Origin of the sequence: Streptomyces sp. NPDC093064 (genome assembly GCF_044754605.1) — a bacterium.
In the GTDB taxonomy this organism is placed as follows: domain Bacteria; phylum Actinomycetota; class Actinomycetes; order Streptomycetales; family Streptomycetaceae; genus Streptomyces.
This window is the reverse complement of sequence record NZ_JBIVPK010000003.1, coordinates 300,398-318,012: the sequence shown is the minus strand read 5'-3', so window position 1 is coordinate 318,012 and position 17,615 is coordinate 300,398. Positions and strand designations below refer to the sequence as shown.

General features: G+C 69.3%; 17 protein-coding genes, 1 other RNA gene and 1 pseudogene. 15 read left to right on the top strand and 4 right to left on the bottom strand.

From position 1 onward, the window contains the following. The first annotated feature begins 17 nt into the window (after nt 1–17). The 4 genes from ftsX to ssrA all read left to right on the top strand — a co-directional run bounded on the left by ftsX (nt 18) and on the right by ssrA (nt 3,245). Complete coding sequence (gene ftsX / locus ACIQFZ_RS06230) at nt 18–935, top strand: permease-like cell division protein FtsX (protein WP_365420451.1); 918 nt, start codon at nt 18–20, stop codon at nt 933–935. Between the two features lie 68 nt (nt 936–1,003). Beyond that, nucleotides 1,004–2,176 carry a S41 family peptidase gene (locus ACIQFZ_RS06225; protein ID WP_402690732.1) on the top strand — a complete coding sequence of 391 codons (1,173 nt, stop codon included), beginning with the start codon at nt 1,004–1,006 and terminating at the stop codon, nt 2,174–2,176. A gap of 68 nt (nt 2,177–2,244) precedes the next feature. Further along, nucleotides 2,245–2,724: an SsrA-binding protein SmpB gene (gene smpB / locus ACIQFZ_RS06220; RefSeq protein WP_383057872.1), complete on the top strand. Its 480-nt coding sequence runs from the start codon at nt 2,245–2,247 to the stop codon at nt 2,722–2,724. 120 nt (nt 2,725–2,844) lie between these two features. Then, nucleotides 2,845–3,245, top strand: a transfer-messenger RNA (tmRNA) gene (gene ssrA, locus ACIQFZ_RS06215). Between the two features lie 338 nt (nt 3,246–3,583). Here ssrA and ACIQFZ_RS06210 read toward each other — a convergent pair. The 3 genes from ACIQFZ_RS06210 to ACIQFZ_RS06200 are packed head-to-tail and all read right to left on the bottom strand — an operon-like array spanning nt 3,584 to nt 4,688. Further along, entirely contained in the window at nt 3,584–3,835 is a 252-nt protein-coding gene (locus tag ACIQFZ_RS06210) for a hypothetical protein (protein ID WP_383057873.1), read from the bottom strand. Continuing rightward, nucleotides 3,832–4,188: a DUF6247 family protein gene (locus ACIQFZ_RS06205; protein WP_383057874.1), complete on the bottom strand. Its 357-nt coding sequence runs from the start codon at nt 4,186–4,188 to the stop codon at nt 3,832–3,834. The genes ACIQFZ_RS06210 and ACIQFZ_RS06205 overlap by 4 nt, the downstream gene beginning before the upstream one ends. Nucleotides 4,189–4,241: 53 nt before the next feature. Next, nucleotides 4,242–4,688, bottom strand: coding sequence for an ATP-binding protein (locus ACIQFZ_RS06200; protein WP_402690731.1), 447 nt, complete (start codon nt 4,686–4,688; stop codon nt 4,242–4,244). Nucleotides 4,689–4,825: 137 nt separating this feature from the next. Here ACIQFZ_RS06200 and ACIQFZ_RS06195 point away from each other — a divergent pair, with 137 nt between their 5' ends. Next, nucleotides 4,826–5,644: a helix-turn-helix domain-containing protein gene (locus tag ACIQFZ_RS06195; protein ID WP_402690730.1), complete on the top strand. Its 819-nt coding sequence runs from the start codon at nt 4,826–4,828 to the stop codon at nt 5,642–5,644. Then, nucleotides 5,641–5,823, top strand: coding sequence for a DUF397 domain-containing protein (locus tag ACIQFZ_RS06190; RefSeq protein WP_376650854.1), 183 nt, complete (start codon nt 5,641–5,643; stop codon nt 5,821–5,823). Before ACIQFZ_RS06195 ends, ACIQFZ_RS06190 begins: the two co-directional genes overlap by 4 nt. Here ACIQFZ_RS06190 and ACIQFZ_RS06185 read toward each other — a convergent pair. Continuing rightward, entirely contained in the window at nt 5,794–7,053 is a 1,260-nt protein-coding gene (locus ACIQFZ_RS06185) for an MFS transporter (RefSeq protein WP_402690729.1), read from the bottom strand. The two genes, ACIQFZ_RS06190 and ACIQFZ_RS06185, sit on opposite strands and share 30 nt — an antisense overlap. A gap of 83 nt (nt 7,054–7,136) precedes the next feature. Here ACIQFZ_RS06185 and ACIQFZ_RS06180 point away from each other — a divergent pair, with 83 nt between their 5' ends. The 9 genes and pseudogenes from ACIQFZ_RS06180 (at nt 7,137) to ACIQFZ_RS06140 (ending at nt 17,507) form a co-directional block, all read left to right on the top strand. Next, a complete protein-coding gene (locus ACIQFZ_RS06180) occupies nt 7,137–8,138 on the top strand; it encodes a LysR family transcriptional regulator (RefSeq protein WP_402690728.1) in 1,002 nt (333 codons plus the stop codon). A gap of 160 nt (nt 8,139–8,298) precedes the next feature. After that, on the top strand, nt 8,299–9,693 hold the full coding sequence (locus ACIQFZ_RS06175; RefSeq protein ID WP_402690727.1) for a hypothetical protein: 1,395 nt from the start codon (nt 8,299–8,301) through the stop codon (nt 9,691–9,693). Next, nucleotides 9,693–11,912, top strand: a complete 2,220-nt coding sequence (locus tag ACIQFZ_RS06170) for a glycosyltransferase (RefSeq protein WP_402690726.1) — start codon at nt 9,693–9,695, stop codon at nt 11,910–11,912. The genes ACIQFZ_RS06175 and ACIQFZ_RS06170 overlap by 1 nt, the downstream gene beginning before the upstream one ends. A 110-nt stretch (nt 11,913–12,022) precedes the next feature. Continuing rightward, entirely contained in the window at nt 12,023–13,240 is a 1,218-nt protein-coding gene (locus tag ACIQFZ_RS06165) for an acyltransferase (RefSeq protein WP_402690725.1), read from the top strand. Nucleotides 13,241–13,833: 593 nt separating this feature from the next. Then, the gene (locus tag ACIQFZ_RS06160; protein ID WP_324838204.1) at nt 13,834–14,037 is read left to right on the top strand and encodes an RlpA-like double-psi beta-barrel domain-containing protein; all 204 of its coding nucleotides are present in this window, start codon (nt 13,834–13,836) and stop codon (nt 14,035–14,037) included. Between the two features lie 13 nt (nt 14,038–14,050). After that, complete coding sequence (locus ACIQFZ_RS06155) at nt 14,051–14,668, top strand: cell wall protein (protein ID WP_383057882.1); 618 nt, start codon at nt 14,051–14,053, stop codon at nt 14,666–14,668. Between the two features lie 34 nt (nt 14,669–14,702). Continuing rightward, nucleotides 14,703–15,605: a MauE/DoxX family redox-associated membrane protein gene (locus ACIQFZ_RS06150; RefSeq protein ID WP_402690724.1), complete on the top strand. Its 903-nt coding sequence runs from the start codon at nt 14,703–14,705 to the stop codon at nt 15,603–15,605. Between the two features lie 224 nt (nt 15,606–15,829). Beyond that, nucleotides 15,830–16,489: a hypothetical protein gene (locus tag ACIQFZ_RS06145; protein WP_402690723.1), complete on the top strand. Its 660-nt coding sequence runs from the start codon at nt 15,830–15,832 to the stop codon at nt 16,487–16,489. Then, a pseudogene (locus ACIQFZ_RS06140) lies at nt 16,477–17,507 on the top strand (hypothetical protein). Before ACIQFZ_RS06145 ends, ACIQFZ_RS06140 begins: the two are co-directional and overlap by 13 nt. The last annotated feature ends 108 nt before the right edge of the window (nt 17,508–17,615 follow it).

Here is a 17,615-nt window from a genome sequence, read left to right as displayed (position 1 = left end):
AGGCTTGACCAGACGTCATGCGCGCCCAGTTCGTCCTGTCGGAGATCGGTGTCGGTCTTCGTCGCAATCTGACGATGACCTTCGCCGTCGTCGTCTCCGTCGCCTTGTCGCTCGCCCTGTTCGGCGGGTCGCTCCTGATGAGCGACCAGGTCAACAACATGAAGGGCTACTGGTACGACAAGGTCAACGTCTCGATCTACCTCTGCAACAAGAGCAACGCCCAGGGTGATCCCAACTGCGCCAAGGGTGCGGTCACCGAGGACCAGAAGAAGACGATCCTCTCCGACCTGAACAAGATGTCGGTGGTGCAGAAGGTCACCTACGAGTCGCAGGACGAGGCGTACAAGCACTACAAGGAGCAGTTCGGCGACACCCCGCTGGCCAGCACCATCACGCCGGACCAGATGCAGGAGTCGTACCGGATCAAGCTGAAGAACCCGGAGCAGTACAGGGTCATCGCGAGCGCCTTCAACGGGCGTGACGGGGTGCAGTCAGTGCAGGACCAGAAGGGCATCCTGGACAACCTCTTCGGGCTGCTGAACGGCATGAACTGGGCTGCCCGCGCGGTGATGGCGCTGATGCTGGTCGTCGCGCTGATGCTGATCGTCAACACCGTGCGCGTCTCGGCGTTCAGTCGCAGGCGTGAGACCGGGATCATGCGCCTGGTGGGCGCCTCCGGCTTCTACATCCAGGCGCCGTTCATCATGGAGGCGGCGGTCGCCGGGCTGATCGGCGGCGGGGTCGCCTGCGGATTCCTGGTGACCGCGCGGTACTTCATCATCGACCACGGTCTCGCCCTGTCGGAGAAGCTGAATCTGATCAACTTCATCGGCTGGAACGCGGTGCTGACGAAGCTGCCGCTCATCCTCGCGACGAGTGTCCTGATGCCGGCGTTGGCCGCGTTCTTCGCGCTGCGCAAGTACCTGAAGGTGTGACGCACGCCAAAGAGGCCGTACGGTCGAGCAACCGTACGGCCTCTGGGCGTTGTCCTAGACTCACCGCCATGTCGGGCCGTGACCTGTTCCGCCAGCCCCGCCGCGGCCGCGCCGGGGCCGCCCTGACATTGGTCTTCGCGAGCGTGCTGGTGGCGGGCGCTGCGACGGGTTCCCTGCCCGGCCACGACGACCGCAAGTCCGAGGCGCGCGAGGCCGGTTCGGCCGTGCCCGTGGGCCGGCCCGAGGAAGTGACCCGGGCGGCGGCCGAGGCCATGGCCGTCGGCGAGTCCCCCGTGCAGGCCGCCGCACGTGCCGTCAGCCGCAGTGGCGACCGCTGGGGCGCCGTCTACTCCCGGGGCGAGTACGAGGAGTTCCAGGAGGCCCTGGACGGCCAGTACACCGGCGTCGGACTGTCGACGCGGCGCGGGCGGGACGGCCGGGTCGAGGTGGCGAAGGTCCGGGCGGGCTCGCCCGCGGCGGCCGCCGGTATCCGCCGGGGCGACCGGTTGCGCAGCGTCGACGGCGAGCCGACCGACGGGCTTCCGGTGACCGACGTGGTCGCGCTGCTGCGCGGAGACGCCGACGATGCGCCCGCCGGCACCGCCGTCACCCTCGGCCTGCAACGCGGCAAGCGCGCGTGGACCGAGACGCTGCGCCGGGCCCGCCTGTCGACGGACCCGGTCACGGTACGGCGGCCGACGGGCGGCGTGACCATCATCAAGATCGCCGCGTTCACGAAGGGCGTGGGCGACAAGGTCCGCACCGCCGTACGCCGCTCCCCGGCCGTCGGCGGGATCGTCCTCGACCTGCGCGGCAACTCCGGCGGCCTGGTCACCGAGGCCGTCACCACCGCCTCCGCCTTCCTCGACGGTGGCCTGGTCGCCACCTACGACGTCGACGGCGACCAGCGCGCCCTGCACGCCGGCTCCGGCGGGGACACCATCCGGCCCCTGGTCGTACTCGTCGACGGCGGCACGATGAGCGCGGCCGAACTGCTCACCGGCGCCCTCCAGGACCGCGGCCGCGCGGTCGTCGTGGGCTCGCGGACCTTCGGCAAGGGCTCGGTGCAGATGCCGAGCCGGCTGCCCGACGGCTCGGTCGCCGAGCTCACGGTCGGGCACTACCGCACCCCCGGCGGGCACGCCGTGGACGGCCACGGCATCGCCCCGGACCTGGACGCCGGGCAGGAAGCGCTGCGACGCGCGCAGACGGTTCTGACGGGCCTGGGCGAGGCGTCCTAGTCCGGGCGGGCACGCCTTTTAATACGCTTCCCGCACACCCCCTCCGTAGTGCGAAAATGGGGGGCACTATGGCTAAGGAAAAAGGGCGCAAGCTGATCGCGCAGAACAAGAAGGCGCGGCACGACTACCTCATCATCGACACCTACGAGGCCGGTCTGGTGCTGATGGGGACCGAGGTGAAGTCGCTGCGTCAGGGGCGGGCGTCGCTGGTCGACGGGTTTGTGCAGCTCGACGGGCACGAGGCGTGGCTGCACAACGTGCACGTGCCCGAGTACAGCCAGGGCACCTGGACCAACCACAGCGCCCGCCGCAAGCGGAAGCTGCTGCTGCACCGGGAGGAGATCGACAAGCTGGAGTCGAAGTCCCAGGAGACGGGTCACACGATCATCCCCTTGGCGCTGTACTTCAAGGACGGCCGGGCCAAGGTCGAGATCGCGCTGGCGAAGGGCAAGAAGGAGTACGACAAGCGGCAGACACTCCGCGAGAAGCAGGACCGCCGTGAGACGGACCGCGCGGTGTCGGCGGCGCGGCGCAAGCAGCGGGCGTAGCGGCAGGTCCGGGACGCGGGGAATACGCTGGCACGGACCTGCGTCGGTCACGTACGATGACATCAGCACCGCGAAGCCGGTGCGGATCCCCTCTGCGGAGGGGCTTTGAAAAATCAACATGGGGATGATCGGTTTCGACAGCGGTTGTCGAGGCAGGGGAAGCGTGTCGAGGAAGCGGCCATGATCTCGTAAACCACAGGCCGAAAAAAATAATCGCCAACACCAAGCGCGATTCCTCCCAGCAGGCCTTCGCCCTCGCTGCCTGATCTCAGGTAGCAGAGCGAGCCTCCTACTAAAGGGAGTGTCAGCCCGGGGCTGTTCCCGACCCGGATCCTGGCATCAGCTAGGGGACTAAACCTTGATCCCGGTCACGGGGTGAAGAGGGAAACCAAACAGTGACTGAGCCCGTCGGAGACTTGTCCGCGTGATCTTCGGGGCTGAGAAAAGCGAAGCGGACTGCACACGGAGAAGCCCTGGTTCCGCACCGTTGGACGCGGGTTCGATTCCCGCCATCTCCACGATCGGGAGGCTCCCGAGCCTCCTTCACCCATGTGGGCAAGGCCCCGTCGCTTTCGAGCGGCGGGGCCTTTGCCTTGCGCGCAGCGTCACTCCAGAGGCAGGACGGCTGTCACGGAGAACTCTCGGGCCTCCGGACCGGCGTGCAGGGTTCCGCCGAGTGCGGCGACTCGGCCTCTGAGGCCGGGGAGGCCTGTGCCGCGGCCGGGCGCCGGGGTGGCGCGCGGGGGCGATCCGGCGGGGACGCCGTCGTTGCGGACGGTCAGGCGGACGTTGTCCGGGCCGGCGCGGAGTTCGATCTCGCAGAACGCCCCGCGCTCGCCGCCTGTCGCGGGGTGCCTTCTTACAGGTAGGTCACCTGGTGGACGTAGAGGCATTCGTGCCGGGGGACGATCAGGTAGAGGAAGAATCCGCCGGGTACGTGGGCGATGTCGCCCCTCGGCCCCAAGCCCTGGTATGCCGTGCCGTCCAGGTAGAACGCCGCAGCGGCGTCGACCAAGTCGTCGGCCTTCTTCTCGACCTCTGCCACGAAGGCGGGCGGGGCGCCACCGGCGACGTGTGCCTCGTCCGGGTCGTACTCCCATCTCCAGGTCACGCCGACACCGCCCGCCGGGCCTCGGCCTCGACCGCGTGGAGTTCGTTCATCGCGGTACGGAATGCCGGGGCGTTCCTGTCGCCGCTCTCGTTGATCGCCGCGAGGGCGGCATGGTGGCGGGCGTGGAGTTCGGGCCGGCGCTCGATCTCGACCTGGACCTGCCAGTGCGTGAGCCAGTGCTGCAAGTGACCGATCTTGCCGTCCTGGATGGCCGTGGCCAGAGCCTGTTCCTTGTGCTGTTCCATCTCGCCCAGCCGGTGCGGAGCGACGCGGGCCAGGGCGACGCGGACGGCTTCAGGGGTTCGTTCGGGGCGTGGGACGAGCTCGTGCCCCTGTTCGGGTTGCGTGGTCACGCCGGGCTCCTTCAGGTGGGCTTCCGGTGCCCACGGTACTGGCAGCGCTGACATCACATCTCTGCCGTCGCTCGAGGGCCCAGCTCAAGCTCGAACCACACCGCTTTGCCGATGCCGCCGGGGCGGGGCTCGGCGCCCCAGTCGTTCGCCAGTGTCTCCACCAGAGTCAGGCCCCGGCCCGACTCGTCCTCCGGTGATGCCTCCCGGGGCGTCGGCAGCGTGTCGTTCGCGTCCGTGACCGAGATGCGCAGGCGGCCCTCCTCGCTCAGTACGCAGCGCGCCCGGATCTCCCGGCCGGGCGCCTTCGCGTGGCGGTAGGCGTTCGTCATCAGCTCGCTGAGCAGGAGCACCGCCGTCTCCGTCACCTCCTCGGGCAGCTTCCACGACGTTGCCTGTTCGCGCAGGAGCACCCGGGCCCGGCCCACGCTCCGCGCGTCGCGGGCGAAGCGGAACTCGATGTCCTGGGGGAGCGCGGTGGGTGAGCGGTGCGGCGTCGGCATACGGGCTGGTTCCTTGCGTGTGATTCTCCGTCGTTCGGCGGGAAAATGCTGCTGGCCTGTGCCTAGCCTCGGAAGTAGCGGGTCGGGTACGCAGCGTGGCTGTACACGGTGCGGCGGCGGGAGGCGGGTGAGGGCGCGTGGCTACGGGGGACTCCCAGCAGGCGCAGCAGAACTGGCGTTACTGCGGTGGGCAGATCAAGCTGTGGCGGGAGGAGGCCCAGGTCACCCGGCAGGCCCTGGCCGAAGAGGCCGGCTACGACTACGAGTACGTCAAGTCGATGGAGTGCGGGCGGCGTCGGCCAACGCTGAGGTTGTTGCAGGTCGCGGATCAACTCTGCGGTGCACGAGGCAAGTTGTCGGCCGCGCACGAGTTCTTGAAACCCGAGCCGTTCCCCCAACGTACGCAGCAGTACGTGCTGGTGGAGGCCGAGGCCATCACGGTCCAGTGGTACGAGCCCCTGTTGATTCCCGGCCTGCTCCAGACTCCGGAGTATGCGCGAGCGCTGATCAGCAGTAACTGCCCTCCCCTGGACGAGGAGACGGTGGACGAGCGGGTCGCGGCGCGACTGAAGCGGCAGGAGAAGCTGACCAGCAAACCACCGACGCACTTCAGCTTCGTGGTCCACGAGGCCGCGCTGCGCTCGGTCGTCGGTGGCCGGGACGTGATGCGCAAGCAGTGCCAGCACCTGACGGAAGTCGGCAGGCGGCGTCACCTGTCGATCCAGGTACTTCCGTTCTCCACCGCTCCCACGGCGGCGCTCAGTGGGCCGATGGTGCTGGTGGAGACCGCCGATCACGAGCGCTACGCCTTTGTCGACGGGCAGTCGACAGGCGCCCTTTACTCTGACGGAAACAAGCTCAGTACATTGACTCAGCGCTATGGCATGATCCGCATGCAGGCGCTTAGTGTGGGGGAGTCTGCCCAGTTCACCAGGAAGGTGGCGGAGGAGCTGTGAGCGACGAACTGTCATGGTTCAAGTCGAGTTATAGCGACTCCGAAGGCAGTGCCTGCGTCGAAGTCGCCGCCTCCCCCCGCATCATCCACGTCCGTGACTCCAAACTCGGTGTCGACAGCCCGCGCTTCGCGGTGAACGCCGACGCCTGGTCAGAGTTCCTTGCGTACGCCGCTCACTGAGATCAGCAGCGCGACCGCCGCCGCCGTCACCGGGACCGTGTAACCCGCCGTCGCCGAGACGTGTTCGACCATCCAGCCGCCGGTCGCGCTGCCGCAGGCGATGCCGCCGAGCAGGCCGGTGACCGCGAGGGTCATGCCCTCGTTGAGGCGGCCCTCCGGGGAGCGTTGCTGGACCAGGGCCATGTTGGTGACCATGGTGGGCGCCGTGGCCGTACCCGCGACGAGCAGCGCCCCGGACAGCGCGAGCAGTGAACCGGTCAGCGCTGCGGCCAGCAGTGGCAGCGTCATGAGTGCCGTCATCGCCGCCACGCACCACGGCAGTCGCCGTCCTGCCGGGCCCGCCGGTCGAAGGGCCCCGTACACCAGCCCGGCCACGCACGAACCGGCCGCCTGGAGGCCGAGTGCCACGCCCGCCACCGACCGATGGCCCTGCTCGTCCGCGAACGCCACGGTGACGACCTCCATCGCGCCGAACACCGCGCCCATGGCGAGGCACACGGCGAGCTGGGCCGGCATTCCGGGGGCGCGCAGGGGCGCCCGCGCGGGAGTGCGGGGACTCGGCGGCGGCTCGGTCGAGCGCTGGGCGGCGAACACGAGGATGCCGGTCAGCAGCAGTACGGCGCCGACCAGTGTGCCGGCCTCCGGGAAGAACGTCCCGGTGAGGAAGGCCGCGAGGACCGGGCCGAGCATGAAGCACAGCTCGTCCGCGGCCTGTTCGAAGGAGTTGGCGGTGTGCAGGGCCTCGGGGTCGGACTTCAGCAGGTGCGCCCAGCGGGCGCGGGACATGCCGCCGGTGTTGGGGGTGGTCGCGGTGGCGGCGTACGCGGCGAACAGGGTCCAGTCGGGGGCGTCGTAGCGCACGCAGAGCAGGAGGGCCAGACTGCCCAGGACCGCGCAGACGGTGGCGGGTACGGCGATCCGGGCCTGTCCGTACCGGTCCACCAGCCGGGCGATCCAGGGTGCGGTCACCGCGGTTGCCGCGAGGCCGGCGGCGGTGACGGCGCCGGCCAGCGCGTACGAGCCGCGCGTACCGGCGATCATGACGACGGCGCTCACGCCGAACATGCCCGACGGCAGCCGGGCTATCAGGTTCCCGGCGGTGAAGGCACGGGTGCCGGGGAGGGTGAACAGACGGCGGTAGGGGGCGAGTAGGGAGGTGCGGCCGTCCGAGGCGGTCGGAGCGGTCGGGGTGGAGGCCGAGGGGGCGGGTGGGACAGGGGTTTTCGGCATGACGTCACCGTCGCCCCTGCGCTGACCTGCGGTCCAACACTTGATGGGGTGCGATTGACGCATCTGCGTTGTAAGTTCGGCCGGTGCCTGCCGAACCCGGACCGCCGTACCTCCCCGCCGAGGGGATCGCCCCCCGCCTGCTGTGCGCCTTCGTCGCCGTCGCCGAGGAACTGCACTTCACGCGCGCCGCCGCGCGGCTGTACGTCGCCCAGCAAGCCCTCAGTCGCGACATTCGGCGGCTGGAAGGGGAGTTGGGCGCCGTGTTGTTCGTACGGACCACCCGGCAGGTCATGCTGACCTCCGAGGGCACCCGGCTGCTGCCGTACGCCCGCCGGGTGCTTCAGGCGCAGCGCGCGCTGCTCGACGCCTTCGGTAAGGGCGAGCCGGACCGGCCGCTGCTCGTCGACGTCAACAGCCCGGGCCTGTTCGGGGAGCGGGTGCTGGACCGGGCGCGTTCCCGTGTCCCGCACCTGGAACTGATGACCCGCTTCGAGAGCGGCCTGACCGGTGCCGCCGCCGAGATCCTGGCCGGCCGGCTCGACGCGTCGTTCGGACGGTTCGCCGGGCTCGATCCCGTGGTCCGGCAGGGACTGCTGCACCAGCCCGTGCGGTACGAGCGGATGGCCGTCATCCTGCCCGAAGGGCACCGGCTCGCGCACCTGGAGCAGGTACCGCTCGACGCCCTGGCGGGGGAGACCGTGTACGCGGGCGCGGGCAATCCCCGCACGCCGGAGTGGACCGACCTCGCGCGTGACCTGTTCGAGGGGCGCGGCATCGGCATCGCACCGCCCGCTCCGCTCGCGATCGGCGTGGCCGAGTTCCGGCGGATCATGGCCAAGCACCGGAACCCGATCCTCGCCGTGGTCGACTTTCCGGCGATGCCCCAGACGGCTCTGCGGCCTCTCGTCGAACCTGTTCCGCTGTCGCCGGTGTCGCTGGTGTGGCGAAAAGGGCTGTTTCATCCTGGATTGGAAGCGCTCAGGCGTTCTGCCGCCGAACTGGCGGACGAGGAAGGTTGGTTGAACAGACCGGTGGAGGGGTGGATTCCGGCCATGGACGCGCTCATGATGGGTGCACACATCTGAGACCGATCTCCATGGCATGGCCACATGCGATACATTCAGGGACCCGGGTGCACTGTGATAAGGGGAGCGCTCGGGCCGGGTGGGGGTCCTGGCCCGACCACAGTACGTAGGCCCGGATTCGTAAGCCCACCTGGAAGTCATGCCCCTGGGGGGAAAGTACGTGCGCGTCGACAAATGGCCAGATCACGCCCAACCGAGCGGATCCGGATCGCTGTCCGGAGCGGGCCGCGAGACGGCCGGGGCCGTGGACCCGGGCGAGTCACCCATAACCGGTGACGCTCTCGACGCGGAACCGGAATCAGGCCATCACTCCGAAGCGGCGCCGGAATCAGGTGACCGGGGCGCGTGGCCGGATGCCGCCGGACGGACGGCCGCCTGGCCGACGACCGGTCAGGGCGGTGCGCGGAGACGCCCGCAGGGAGCCGGCGAGGGCCGGGACACGGGTTCGGCGGAGGGCTCCTGGTTCGACAAGGGCCGCCCCGCCGAAACGGCGGCCGCGGCGGAGACCCAGGTGCTGCCCGGGTCGGGGCCGATGGCGGACACCTGGATGACGGCCGACCCGGAGGCCGCTGCGGAGACGCGGATGCTCCCCGGATCGGCTGCCGCTGCCGAGACGCAGATACTCCCCCGCTCGGCGGCTGCCGCTGAGACCCAGCTGCTCCCCGGACCCGCGGCCGCCGCGGAGACCCAGGTGCTGTCCGGAGCGTCGAGCGCCGCGGCACCCGGGGTGTCGGCGGGCGTGGGCAACGGCCCCGCCGGCACCGGCCCCCTGCGGGTGCAGGTCGAGGACCCGTGGGAGACCCACGACCCGCACGAGGTCACCGTGCAGCTCGACGCCGTGAGCATGCGGCCGGGCGGCACCCTCGGCTCGGCCGGCCCCGTCGGCAAGGAGGCCGACCGGCCCGTCTTCGTCGACGAGTCCGGCCGCCGCAGCCGCCGCTTCCGCCGGCTCGGCATGGCCATCGGCCTCGCCTGCGCGGTCTACGCGGTCGTCATCGTCGTCACCCTGCTGTCCGGCAACGCCGCCGCGCCCTGGGTACCGGTCCCGGTCCCGGGCGCCGACGATCAGCCGGCGAGCAAGGTCAAGGAGTCCCCGCGGCAGTCGGATGCCACGAGCCCGTCCCCGGAAACCAGCAGTTCGCCCGAGGCCGCCACCGCCCCCTCCGCCCCCACCGTCCCGAGCACCGATGTGAACCCGCCCGCGGGATCCACCGCCGTGACGGGAGCCCCGGCCGTGTCCGGCGGGACACCCGCCGCGCCGAGCAACCCCGCGCCCTCTGTGTCCAGCACGAAGAAGGCCACCCCGGACCGCAGCGTGCCGCCCGCCACCGGGGGCACCGGCTCGTCCCCGGACACCAACACACCGCCGACCGACGCGGGCTCGGCCGATCCCGGCCCGGACCCGACCGCGACCAGCAAGCCCGGCGATTCCGGCGGCAGCGGCGTCACCACCAACAACGCCGGGGGAGCCCCCACGGCGAACCCCGTCGCCACCGGCCCGGCCGCCGACCGGCCCGGCGTCACACCCAACCACTCTCCGGAGAACGTCCTCTGATGGCCTCCCGTTCCAACCGTCGCCGCTCTTCCAGCGGCGACGGGCGATCCCAGCGTGCCCCGGCACACGTCAATCTGCGACGCCGCCGACTGCCCATGCGCTGGGTGCTCCCCGTCATGCTGCTGGTCGCCATGACCGCGATGCTGATGCTGCGCGGCTATGTGCACAGCGAGATCCTCGCCGACTACCGCATCAGGCCCGAGGCCGCCTACGACAAGGTGCCCGAGGAGATCCTCGAGGGCGGTCCGGTCATCGACACCCGCAGTGGCAAGGCCGCCAGCCTGAGCGTGCCCAAGCAACGGCTCGTCCTCACCTTCGACGACGGTCCCGACCCCGAGTGGACCCCAAAGGTGCTCGACGTGCTCAAGAAGCACAACGCGCACGCGGTGTTCTTCATCACCGGCACCATGGCCTCGCAGTACCCGGACATGGTCAGGCGCATTGTGCGCGAGGGACACGAGATCGGGCTGCACACCTTCAACCACCCCGACCTGTCCTACAAGTCGCCCAGCGGCATCGACTGGCAGCTCTCCCAGAACCAGATGGCCCTGGAGGGCGCCGCCGGCATCCGTACGTCGCTGTTCCGGCCGCCGTACTCGTCCTTCGCCGACGCGATGGACAACGCGTCCTGGCCGGTCACCAAGTACGTCGGCTCCCGCGGCTACCTCACGGTCCTCAACAACACCGACAGCGACGACTGGCAGAAGCCGGGTGTCGACGAGATCATCCGCAGGGCCACCCCGAAGCACGGCGACGGCGCCATCGTCCTGATGCACGACTCCGGTGGCGACCGGCACCAGACCGTCGAGGCGCTCGACAGGTTCCTGCCCGACCTCCAGGCCAAGGGCTACAAGTTCCAGAACCTCACCGAGGCCCTCGGCGCACCCAGCGCGCACACCCCGGTCGCCGGCGCCGAACTGTGGAAGGGCCGGGCCTGGATCTTCCTGGTTCAGGCCTCGGACAAACTCACCGGCGCGCTGGTCGTCGGCCTCGCCGTCATCGGCTCCCTCGTCCTCGCCCGCTTCGGCCTGATGCTGCTGCTCTCCGGAGCGCACGCCCGCCGGGTACGCAAGAAGAACTTCCGTTGGGGCCCCGACGCGCCGATCACCCGGCCGGTGTCGGTCCTCGTCCCGGCGTACAACGAGGCCAAGTGCATCGAGAACACGGTGCGTTCGCTCGTGGCGAGCGACCATCCGATCGAAGTGCTCGTCATCGACGACGGTTCCAGCGACGGTACGGCCCGCATTGTCGAGAACCTGAACCTGCCGGGCGTGCGGGTCATCCGGCAGCTCAACGCGGGCAAGCCGGCCGCACTCAACCGGGGCCTGGCCAACGCCCGGTACGACATCATCGTGATGATGGACGGCGACACCGTGTTCGAGCCGTCCACCATCCGCGAGTTGGTGCAGCCCTTCGCCGACCCGAAGGTGGGGGCGGTTGCCGGTAACGCGAAGGTGGGGAACAAGGACCTGCTCATCGGGGCCTGGCAGCACATCGAGTACGTGATGGGCTTCAATCTCGACCGCCGCATGTACGACATGCTCGGCTGCATGCCGACGATCCCCGGAGCGGTCGGCGCCTTTCGGCGCAGCGCGCTGGAGCGGGTCGGCGGCATGAGCGAAGACACGCTCGCCGAGGACACCGATGTCACCATGGCGCTGCACCGCGACGGCTGGCGGGTGGTGTACGCGGAGAACGCCCGCGCCTGGACCGAGGCCCCGGAGTCCGTGCAGCAGCTGTGGTCCCAGCGGTACCGCTGGTCGTACGGCACCATGCAGGCGATCTGGAAGCACCGCCGGGCCGTCCTGGAGCGGGGCCCCTCGGGCCGCTTCGGCCGCGTCGGTCTTCCACTCGTCTCCCTGTTCATGGTCGTGGCGCCACTGCTTGCCCCCCTGATCGACGTCTTCCTGCTGTACGGACTGTTGTTCGGCCCTACGGAGAAGACCGTCGGTGCCTGGCTCGGCGTGCTCGCGGTGCAGGCGATCTGCGCTGCGTATGCCTTCCGGCTGGACCGTGAGCGGATGAGCCACCTCATCTCGCTGCCGCTCCAGCAGATCCTCTATCGGCAACTGATGTACGTCGTCCTGCTCCGGTCCTGGATGACGGCGCTCACCGGCGGTCGGCTGCGCTGGCAGAAACTGCGGCGCACGGGCGGAGTGTCCACGCCGCCGACCGGGTCGACCCAGCACCAGCCTGCAGTCGGCGGGAGGACGGTCTGATGTCGAATCCGCCGTTCCCTTCCCGGGCGACGCCTCCACAGTCGCCCTATCTTCCGCCGCATTTCCCGGCGTCGTCCATTCCGGCATCAACTTCCCAGGAAGCCCCGCACGTGACCGCACCCACCCTGCCGCAAGGGACGGACGACACCAACCCGCCGGCGCCGGCGGAGCAGCCCCGGCGCGTCCCCGTCCGCGACCGCTACTTCGACCTGCTACGCGCGGTGGCGCTCTTCCGCGTCGTCTTCTATCACCTGATGGGCTGGGCCTGGCTGCCCGTGGTCTTCCCGTCCATGGGAGTGATGTTCGCACTGGCGGGCAACCTCATGGCCCGCTCCCTCAAGCGCCCGCCCGTGCAGGTCATACGCAGCCGGATGCGCCGTCTGCTGCCGCCGCTGTGGCTGCTCGGTGCGATCGGCGTGAGCGGCATGGTGTTGCAGGGATGGGGTCCGAACAGCGACGGGCACCCCGGCTGGTGGTGGTTCCACCTCACGTACTGGATCGTTCCGCTCAGCGACCCGCCGTATGCCGACGGCCTGCACGGGGTCCACGGGGTCCTCGGCGACGACTGGGCCGCGGAACTGGCAGGACCCCTGTGGTACATCCGCGCTTACCTCTGGTTCGTCCTGCTGTCCCCGTTCCTTCTGAAGGCCCTGCGTTCGCTGCCGTTGGTGACCATTCTCTCGCCGATCGCCCTGTCGGCGGCGTTCGAGTTCAACTACCTCCACCTGCCAGGCGAACGCTTCCCGTCCGCACTCACCGACTTCAGTACGTTCGGTGCCTGCTGGATCCTGGGCATGGCCCACCAGCAAGGCATTCTGCAACGCATCCCCCGCTACATGGTCCCGTCCGTGGTGCCGGCGATCGCATGTTTGGGCCTGTGGTACGCGCTGACGCACGGTTTCAAGGAGGGCCACGACCTGGATGACATTCCGTTCGCCCAGTCCCTGTGGTCCTTCGCGACAGTGCTGTTGCTTCTCCACGTCAGCCCTTCCTGGTCGGAGTGGCCCCGCTGGCTGCGCCCCTTCGACCGCCTCATCACACTGCTCAACTCCCGTGCGGTGACTATCTACCTCTGGCACAACATCTGCATCCTCGTCGCCTCCACCTGGTGGGACCAGCTGTGGCGCATCGACGCGTTGGAGGAGCACGTCTCCTGGCTTCTGAACAGTTCCTGGCCGGTCCTCGCCATCACCTGGCTGCTCATCGGCAGTTGCATCGTCTGGTTCGGCTGGATGGAGGACGTGGCGGCAAAGCGCAAGCCCCAGTTGTGGCCGGACGGTTCGTCACGCAGCCGGCCCAAGACCCGGCGCGGTGCGCACGCCGGATAGACGTCCGGGGCCGGCCTCTCGGTGAGAGACCGGCCCCGGCGGCCGACCAGACCGGCGAGAACGTGCGACGTATCGTCACCGGCGGATCAGTCGGCTGGTGGAGCAGAGCAAGGCGATCGAGCCGCCGACGATCTTTGTGAAGATCCTTTGGGGTTGTAGTGGCGAAATCGTCGTGATCTATGGCTGAGAAGTGAGGATCGGGCATCTCTCGGCGGCGCCGGAATTAAAGAACTGAACGTCCACCGCCTTCTGGCCAACGCGCGTAGACAGGCGCATCATGGGGGTGCTTTGTGCGCACAACCCTCGCACTGAAATTGTCATGCATGCGTCATTTCATTCACGCGCGTCATTCAGCGACAAAGGGAGACGGCACGATGGCTTGCGGATCGACCAGCCTATGGGCCGGTGAAACGAGCTGGTTCTGTTGCGGATCCTCCTGGGGTCCGTGCGGCAGCGCAGGTGGCGGCGCCTGCGGCAACTGCCGGTCCAGCGCGAATCACGGCGCCTGGCCCAACGCGTCACAGGCATGCTGGAACATCACCCGGCCCGACCTGTGCGGCGAGAACATCCCCAGACGCGGCTGCGGTGCGGTGATGAACATCAGACACCAGTGCTCCGGCGCCACCGTCTGCATCACGATCACCGACTGCGGACCGCGCACCAAGGACTGGTGCGGCGAGGCCACCTGCTGCAACGGCGCCTGCCGCACCAACCGCGTCCTGGACCTGACCCCGGCCGCCTTCTCGGCGATCGGCAACCTCAGCTCCGGCAAGCTGCCGGTCTACATCTACGAGTGAGGGGGAGTTCGTCATGACGTACCGTCAGAAGGACGACGGCGGCCTGGGCCGGCGGCGCTTCCTCACCACGGCGGCGCTCAGCGGCGCCACCATCGTCGGCGCGTCCGCCCTCGGCGGCTTCGACGCCGACGCGGCCTTCGCCGCCGAGCCGTCGCTCGACCCGGCGATCCCCAAGTCGGCCTTCGTGGAGGGCCGGATCACCGGTATCACCGGCAGTGTCCTGGAGGTCGCGGGATCCTACGGCGACCACTCCCGGGTCCAGATGACCAACGTCACCAGCGTCTGGAAGGTCCGGCCCACCACCGCGGCCGAGATCGAGATCGGGGACGGGCTGTACGCGCGGGGCGTCCCGATGCCGGACGGCACCGTCGCCGCCGACGCGGTGTGGGTGAACATCGTGAACCTCGACACCACGATCCGGGGCATCGCGAAGAACCGGGTGCACCTCTCCCACGGGCAGCACGAGATCGTCGGCCACGTCCGTCAGGACACGACGAACGCCTCCTACGCGGGGCGCGCGCTCACCTCGGACCTGTCCCGGCTGCGTATCGGACAGAGCGCCCAGGTGCTCGGGGCCTGGCGGCCGTCCGACAACTCGGTGGACGTCGTCCGTATCTCAGTCGGGCACTGACGGCCGGATCCGAGGAGGAGAAGGGGAGGGAAGGATGCTCTCACTGACAACGGGCCTCGTACCACTGGTCCTTGCGGGTCTGCTGGGGTGGACCGGCGCGGTCAAGCTCTTCGACCGGGACACCGCGCGCCGGGCACCCAAGATGGCGCTGGCCCGGATGCTGCGCAGCAGCGAGCGGGCGGCGCTGGTGCTGCGCGGCACCGGCGCCGTGGAACTCCTGCTCGCCGCGGGGCTGCTGGCCGTACCGGCGAACCCGGTGCCGGGCGTGGCCACCGCCGTCCTCGGGGCCGGGTTCCTCGGCTATCTCGGCTACGGCCGGGCGTTGGCACCGGAGTCGTCCTGCGGCTGTTCCGCCAACGAGGACACCCCGATCACCTGGCGCGCGTTCGCGCGCGCCGCTCTGGTGCTCGTGGGCGGCGCGACGGCGGCGGTGGCACACGGGGCCTGGTGGTCCACGCTCACCGAACGGCCCGGTGGCTCGCTCGTGTTCCTGGCCGTGGCGGTGGCCGTACTGGTGGCGCTGTCGGTCGACCTGGACCGGTGGTGGCTGCTGCCGCTGCGTCGGCTGAGGCTGCGTGTCTTCGGGCATCCGCTCTTCGGCAGCGAGCCGGGGGAGCGTGTGCCGGTCGCCGCCAGCGTCGAACTGCTGGAGAACTCCCTCGCCTGGCAGACCGCGTTCCCGGTGGTCCGGTCGGGTCTGCTGGACCACTGGGAGGAGGACGGCTGGCGGATCCTGCTGTACTCGGGCGTGTACGTCACGCGGGAGAACGCGCGGCCGGTCTCCGTGGTCTTCGCCCTGGACGCCACCGCCGGCCGCGACACCCCCGGCGATCCGGTGGTCCGCGTCAGCTTCATCGACGCGAACACCGGCGAGTCGCTGGCGGCGGACCTACTGAACGCGGTCCCACCCCGCAAGGCTCTGCCCACACTCGGCTGACGGTTCAGCCCTACACGGCTCACCGTCCCTGCGTAAACCCACGCAGGGACGGTGAGCCGTCGGCCTCGTGGTGTGGGCGCGGGTGATCTCGGTAGCGGGCCGGCTGTAGCTCACTTGGTGAGGAAGCTGTGCGGGAGCGAGGGCTCGCGCTGGTGTGGGTGTAGGTGATCTCGGTAGCGTGTCGGCTGTTTCGCCCAACCCACCTGCCCCACCAGGAGCCTGCTGTGACCCGCCGTCCAACCCGCCTGCTCACCACAGTCGTCGCCGGCACGGCGGCCGTTCTGCTCCTCGCCGGTTGCGGCGGGAGCGGCGGCGGCGCCAAAGCCAACGACAAGATCGCGGGCGCGGACACGGGTACGGGTACGGAGACGCCGGCCTCCCCGACTCCGTCCGCGACGGCGGGGCGACCGGAGATCGCGTTGCCGTCGGATCTCACCTACACCTTCGAGTGGCCCAAGACGGGCGACAAGGCCAAGGACGCCGTTCTCTACGACAGCCAGCAGCTCATCAAGGCAGTGGACATGGCGATCGCCGAGCAGAAGCCGCTCGACAAGGGGTATCGCTTCTACTCAGAGGGTGAGGCGGCGGCGGGAAGCGAGAAGTTCATCCAGGAGTTCGTGGACTACAAGGACCGGATCACCGGCGCCAAGCGGTACTACGCCGTCAAGGTCCAGGTCAACGATGGCGGAACGGCGAGCCTCGTCTACTGCGAAGACCAGAACAAGGCGTACAACAAGAGCCTGAAAACCGGAAAGACGGAGGTGACCCCGCAGTCGAAGGACAACTACGTCCTCTACAGCAGCCGACTGCGAGTCAACAAGCAAGGCATCTGGGTCACTGAGAAGCTGATGTCGCAGCGGGGGAGCTCCGTATGTCAGCCCTGAGCAAGCTGCGGCGCGCAGGCGTCGTCACCGCCACAGCCGCGCTGTTGCTCTGCCCGACACAGGTATGGGCGGGCTACGGGCACGGCGGCAGCACCAATGGCGGCAGCGACACCGCCGCTTCGGGCGGAGCCGACGGTGACACGATCTCCGCGACGGCCGGAGGCATTGTCTTCGATCGCTCCAAGAACGGCACCGGCAGCTCCGTGGGACCGGTCGCCCCGGTTTCGTCCTGGACGCCGCCCGCCTGCTGGTATGCCCCCAAGTACACGCCGGAGCAACTGCAGAAGTACCTGGAGCCGATCTGGGAGGCCGAGTCCACCGGGCACGAGTGGGACGCCCAGCAGCGTGACCGGTACGTCGACGGTCACCCGTACAAGGACTTCAACAAGGACAAGTCCGGCAAGGGCTACTGGTGGGACTCGTACGTCAACAAGGACTTCCCGCCGGGTCGGACAAGTGCGACGAGCCGATCTTCTGGGTCGACCAGGGCACTGCACCGCCCGCGAACATCGAGAATGCCGTGACCCCACGGATCCTCGCCGAACTCGCCTACAACGAGATCCGTGTCCCCGGTACCGAGGTGACGCTTGCCCCGGCGGGGGCGACCAAGGTGAATCTGCCGACCTGGGCGTGGCTGGACGGGGCGCGGTTCAGGCCGGTTTCCGTGACGGCTTCCGTGCCGGTGCTGGGGATTTCCGCGACCACCACCGCCGAGCCGGTCTCGTTGAAGATCGATCCCGGTACGGCGGACGCCGAGACCTACCCCGCCTCGGGGGTCTGCGCGATCAACGGTGGCCGTATCGGTGAGGCGTACGCCAAGGGGAAGGCCGACCGGACGCCGCCCTGCGGAGTGAAGTACCTGCGGTCGTCGGGCGACGGCTCGTACCGGTTGAGGGCCACCATCACCTGGAAGATCCACTGGACGGGTACCGGCGGCACCGACGGGAATCTGCCCGAGGGAACATTCGGCAACACCCAGGACGTCATGGTTCAGGAGATCCAGGCCGTGAACCGCTGAGCCGGAGTCGGACAACCGAAAAAAGGGGCCCGTACGGCAGCGGGCCCTACTGTCCGCAGTAGAGGGCGGCCCCGCGCCGCCCGGGGTCTACCGGTCCGGCCGGTGGGC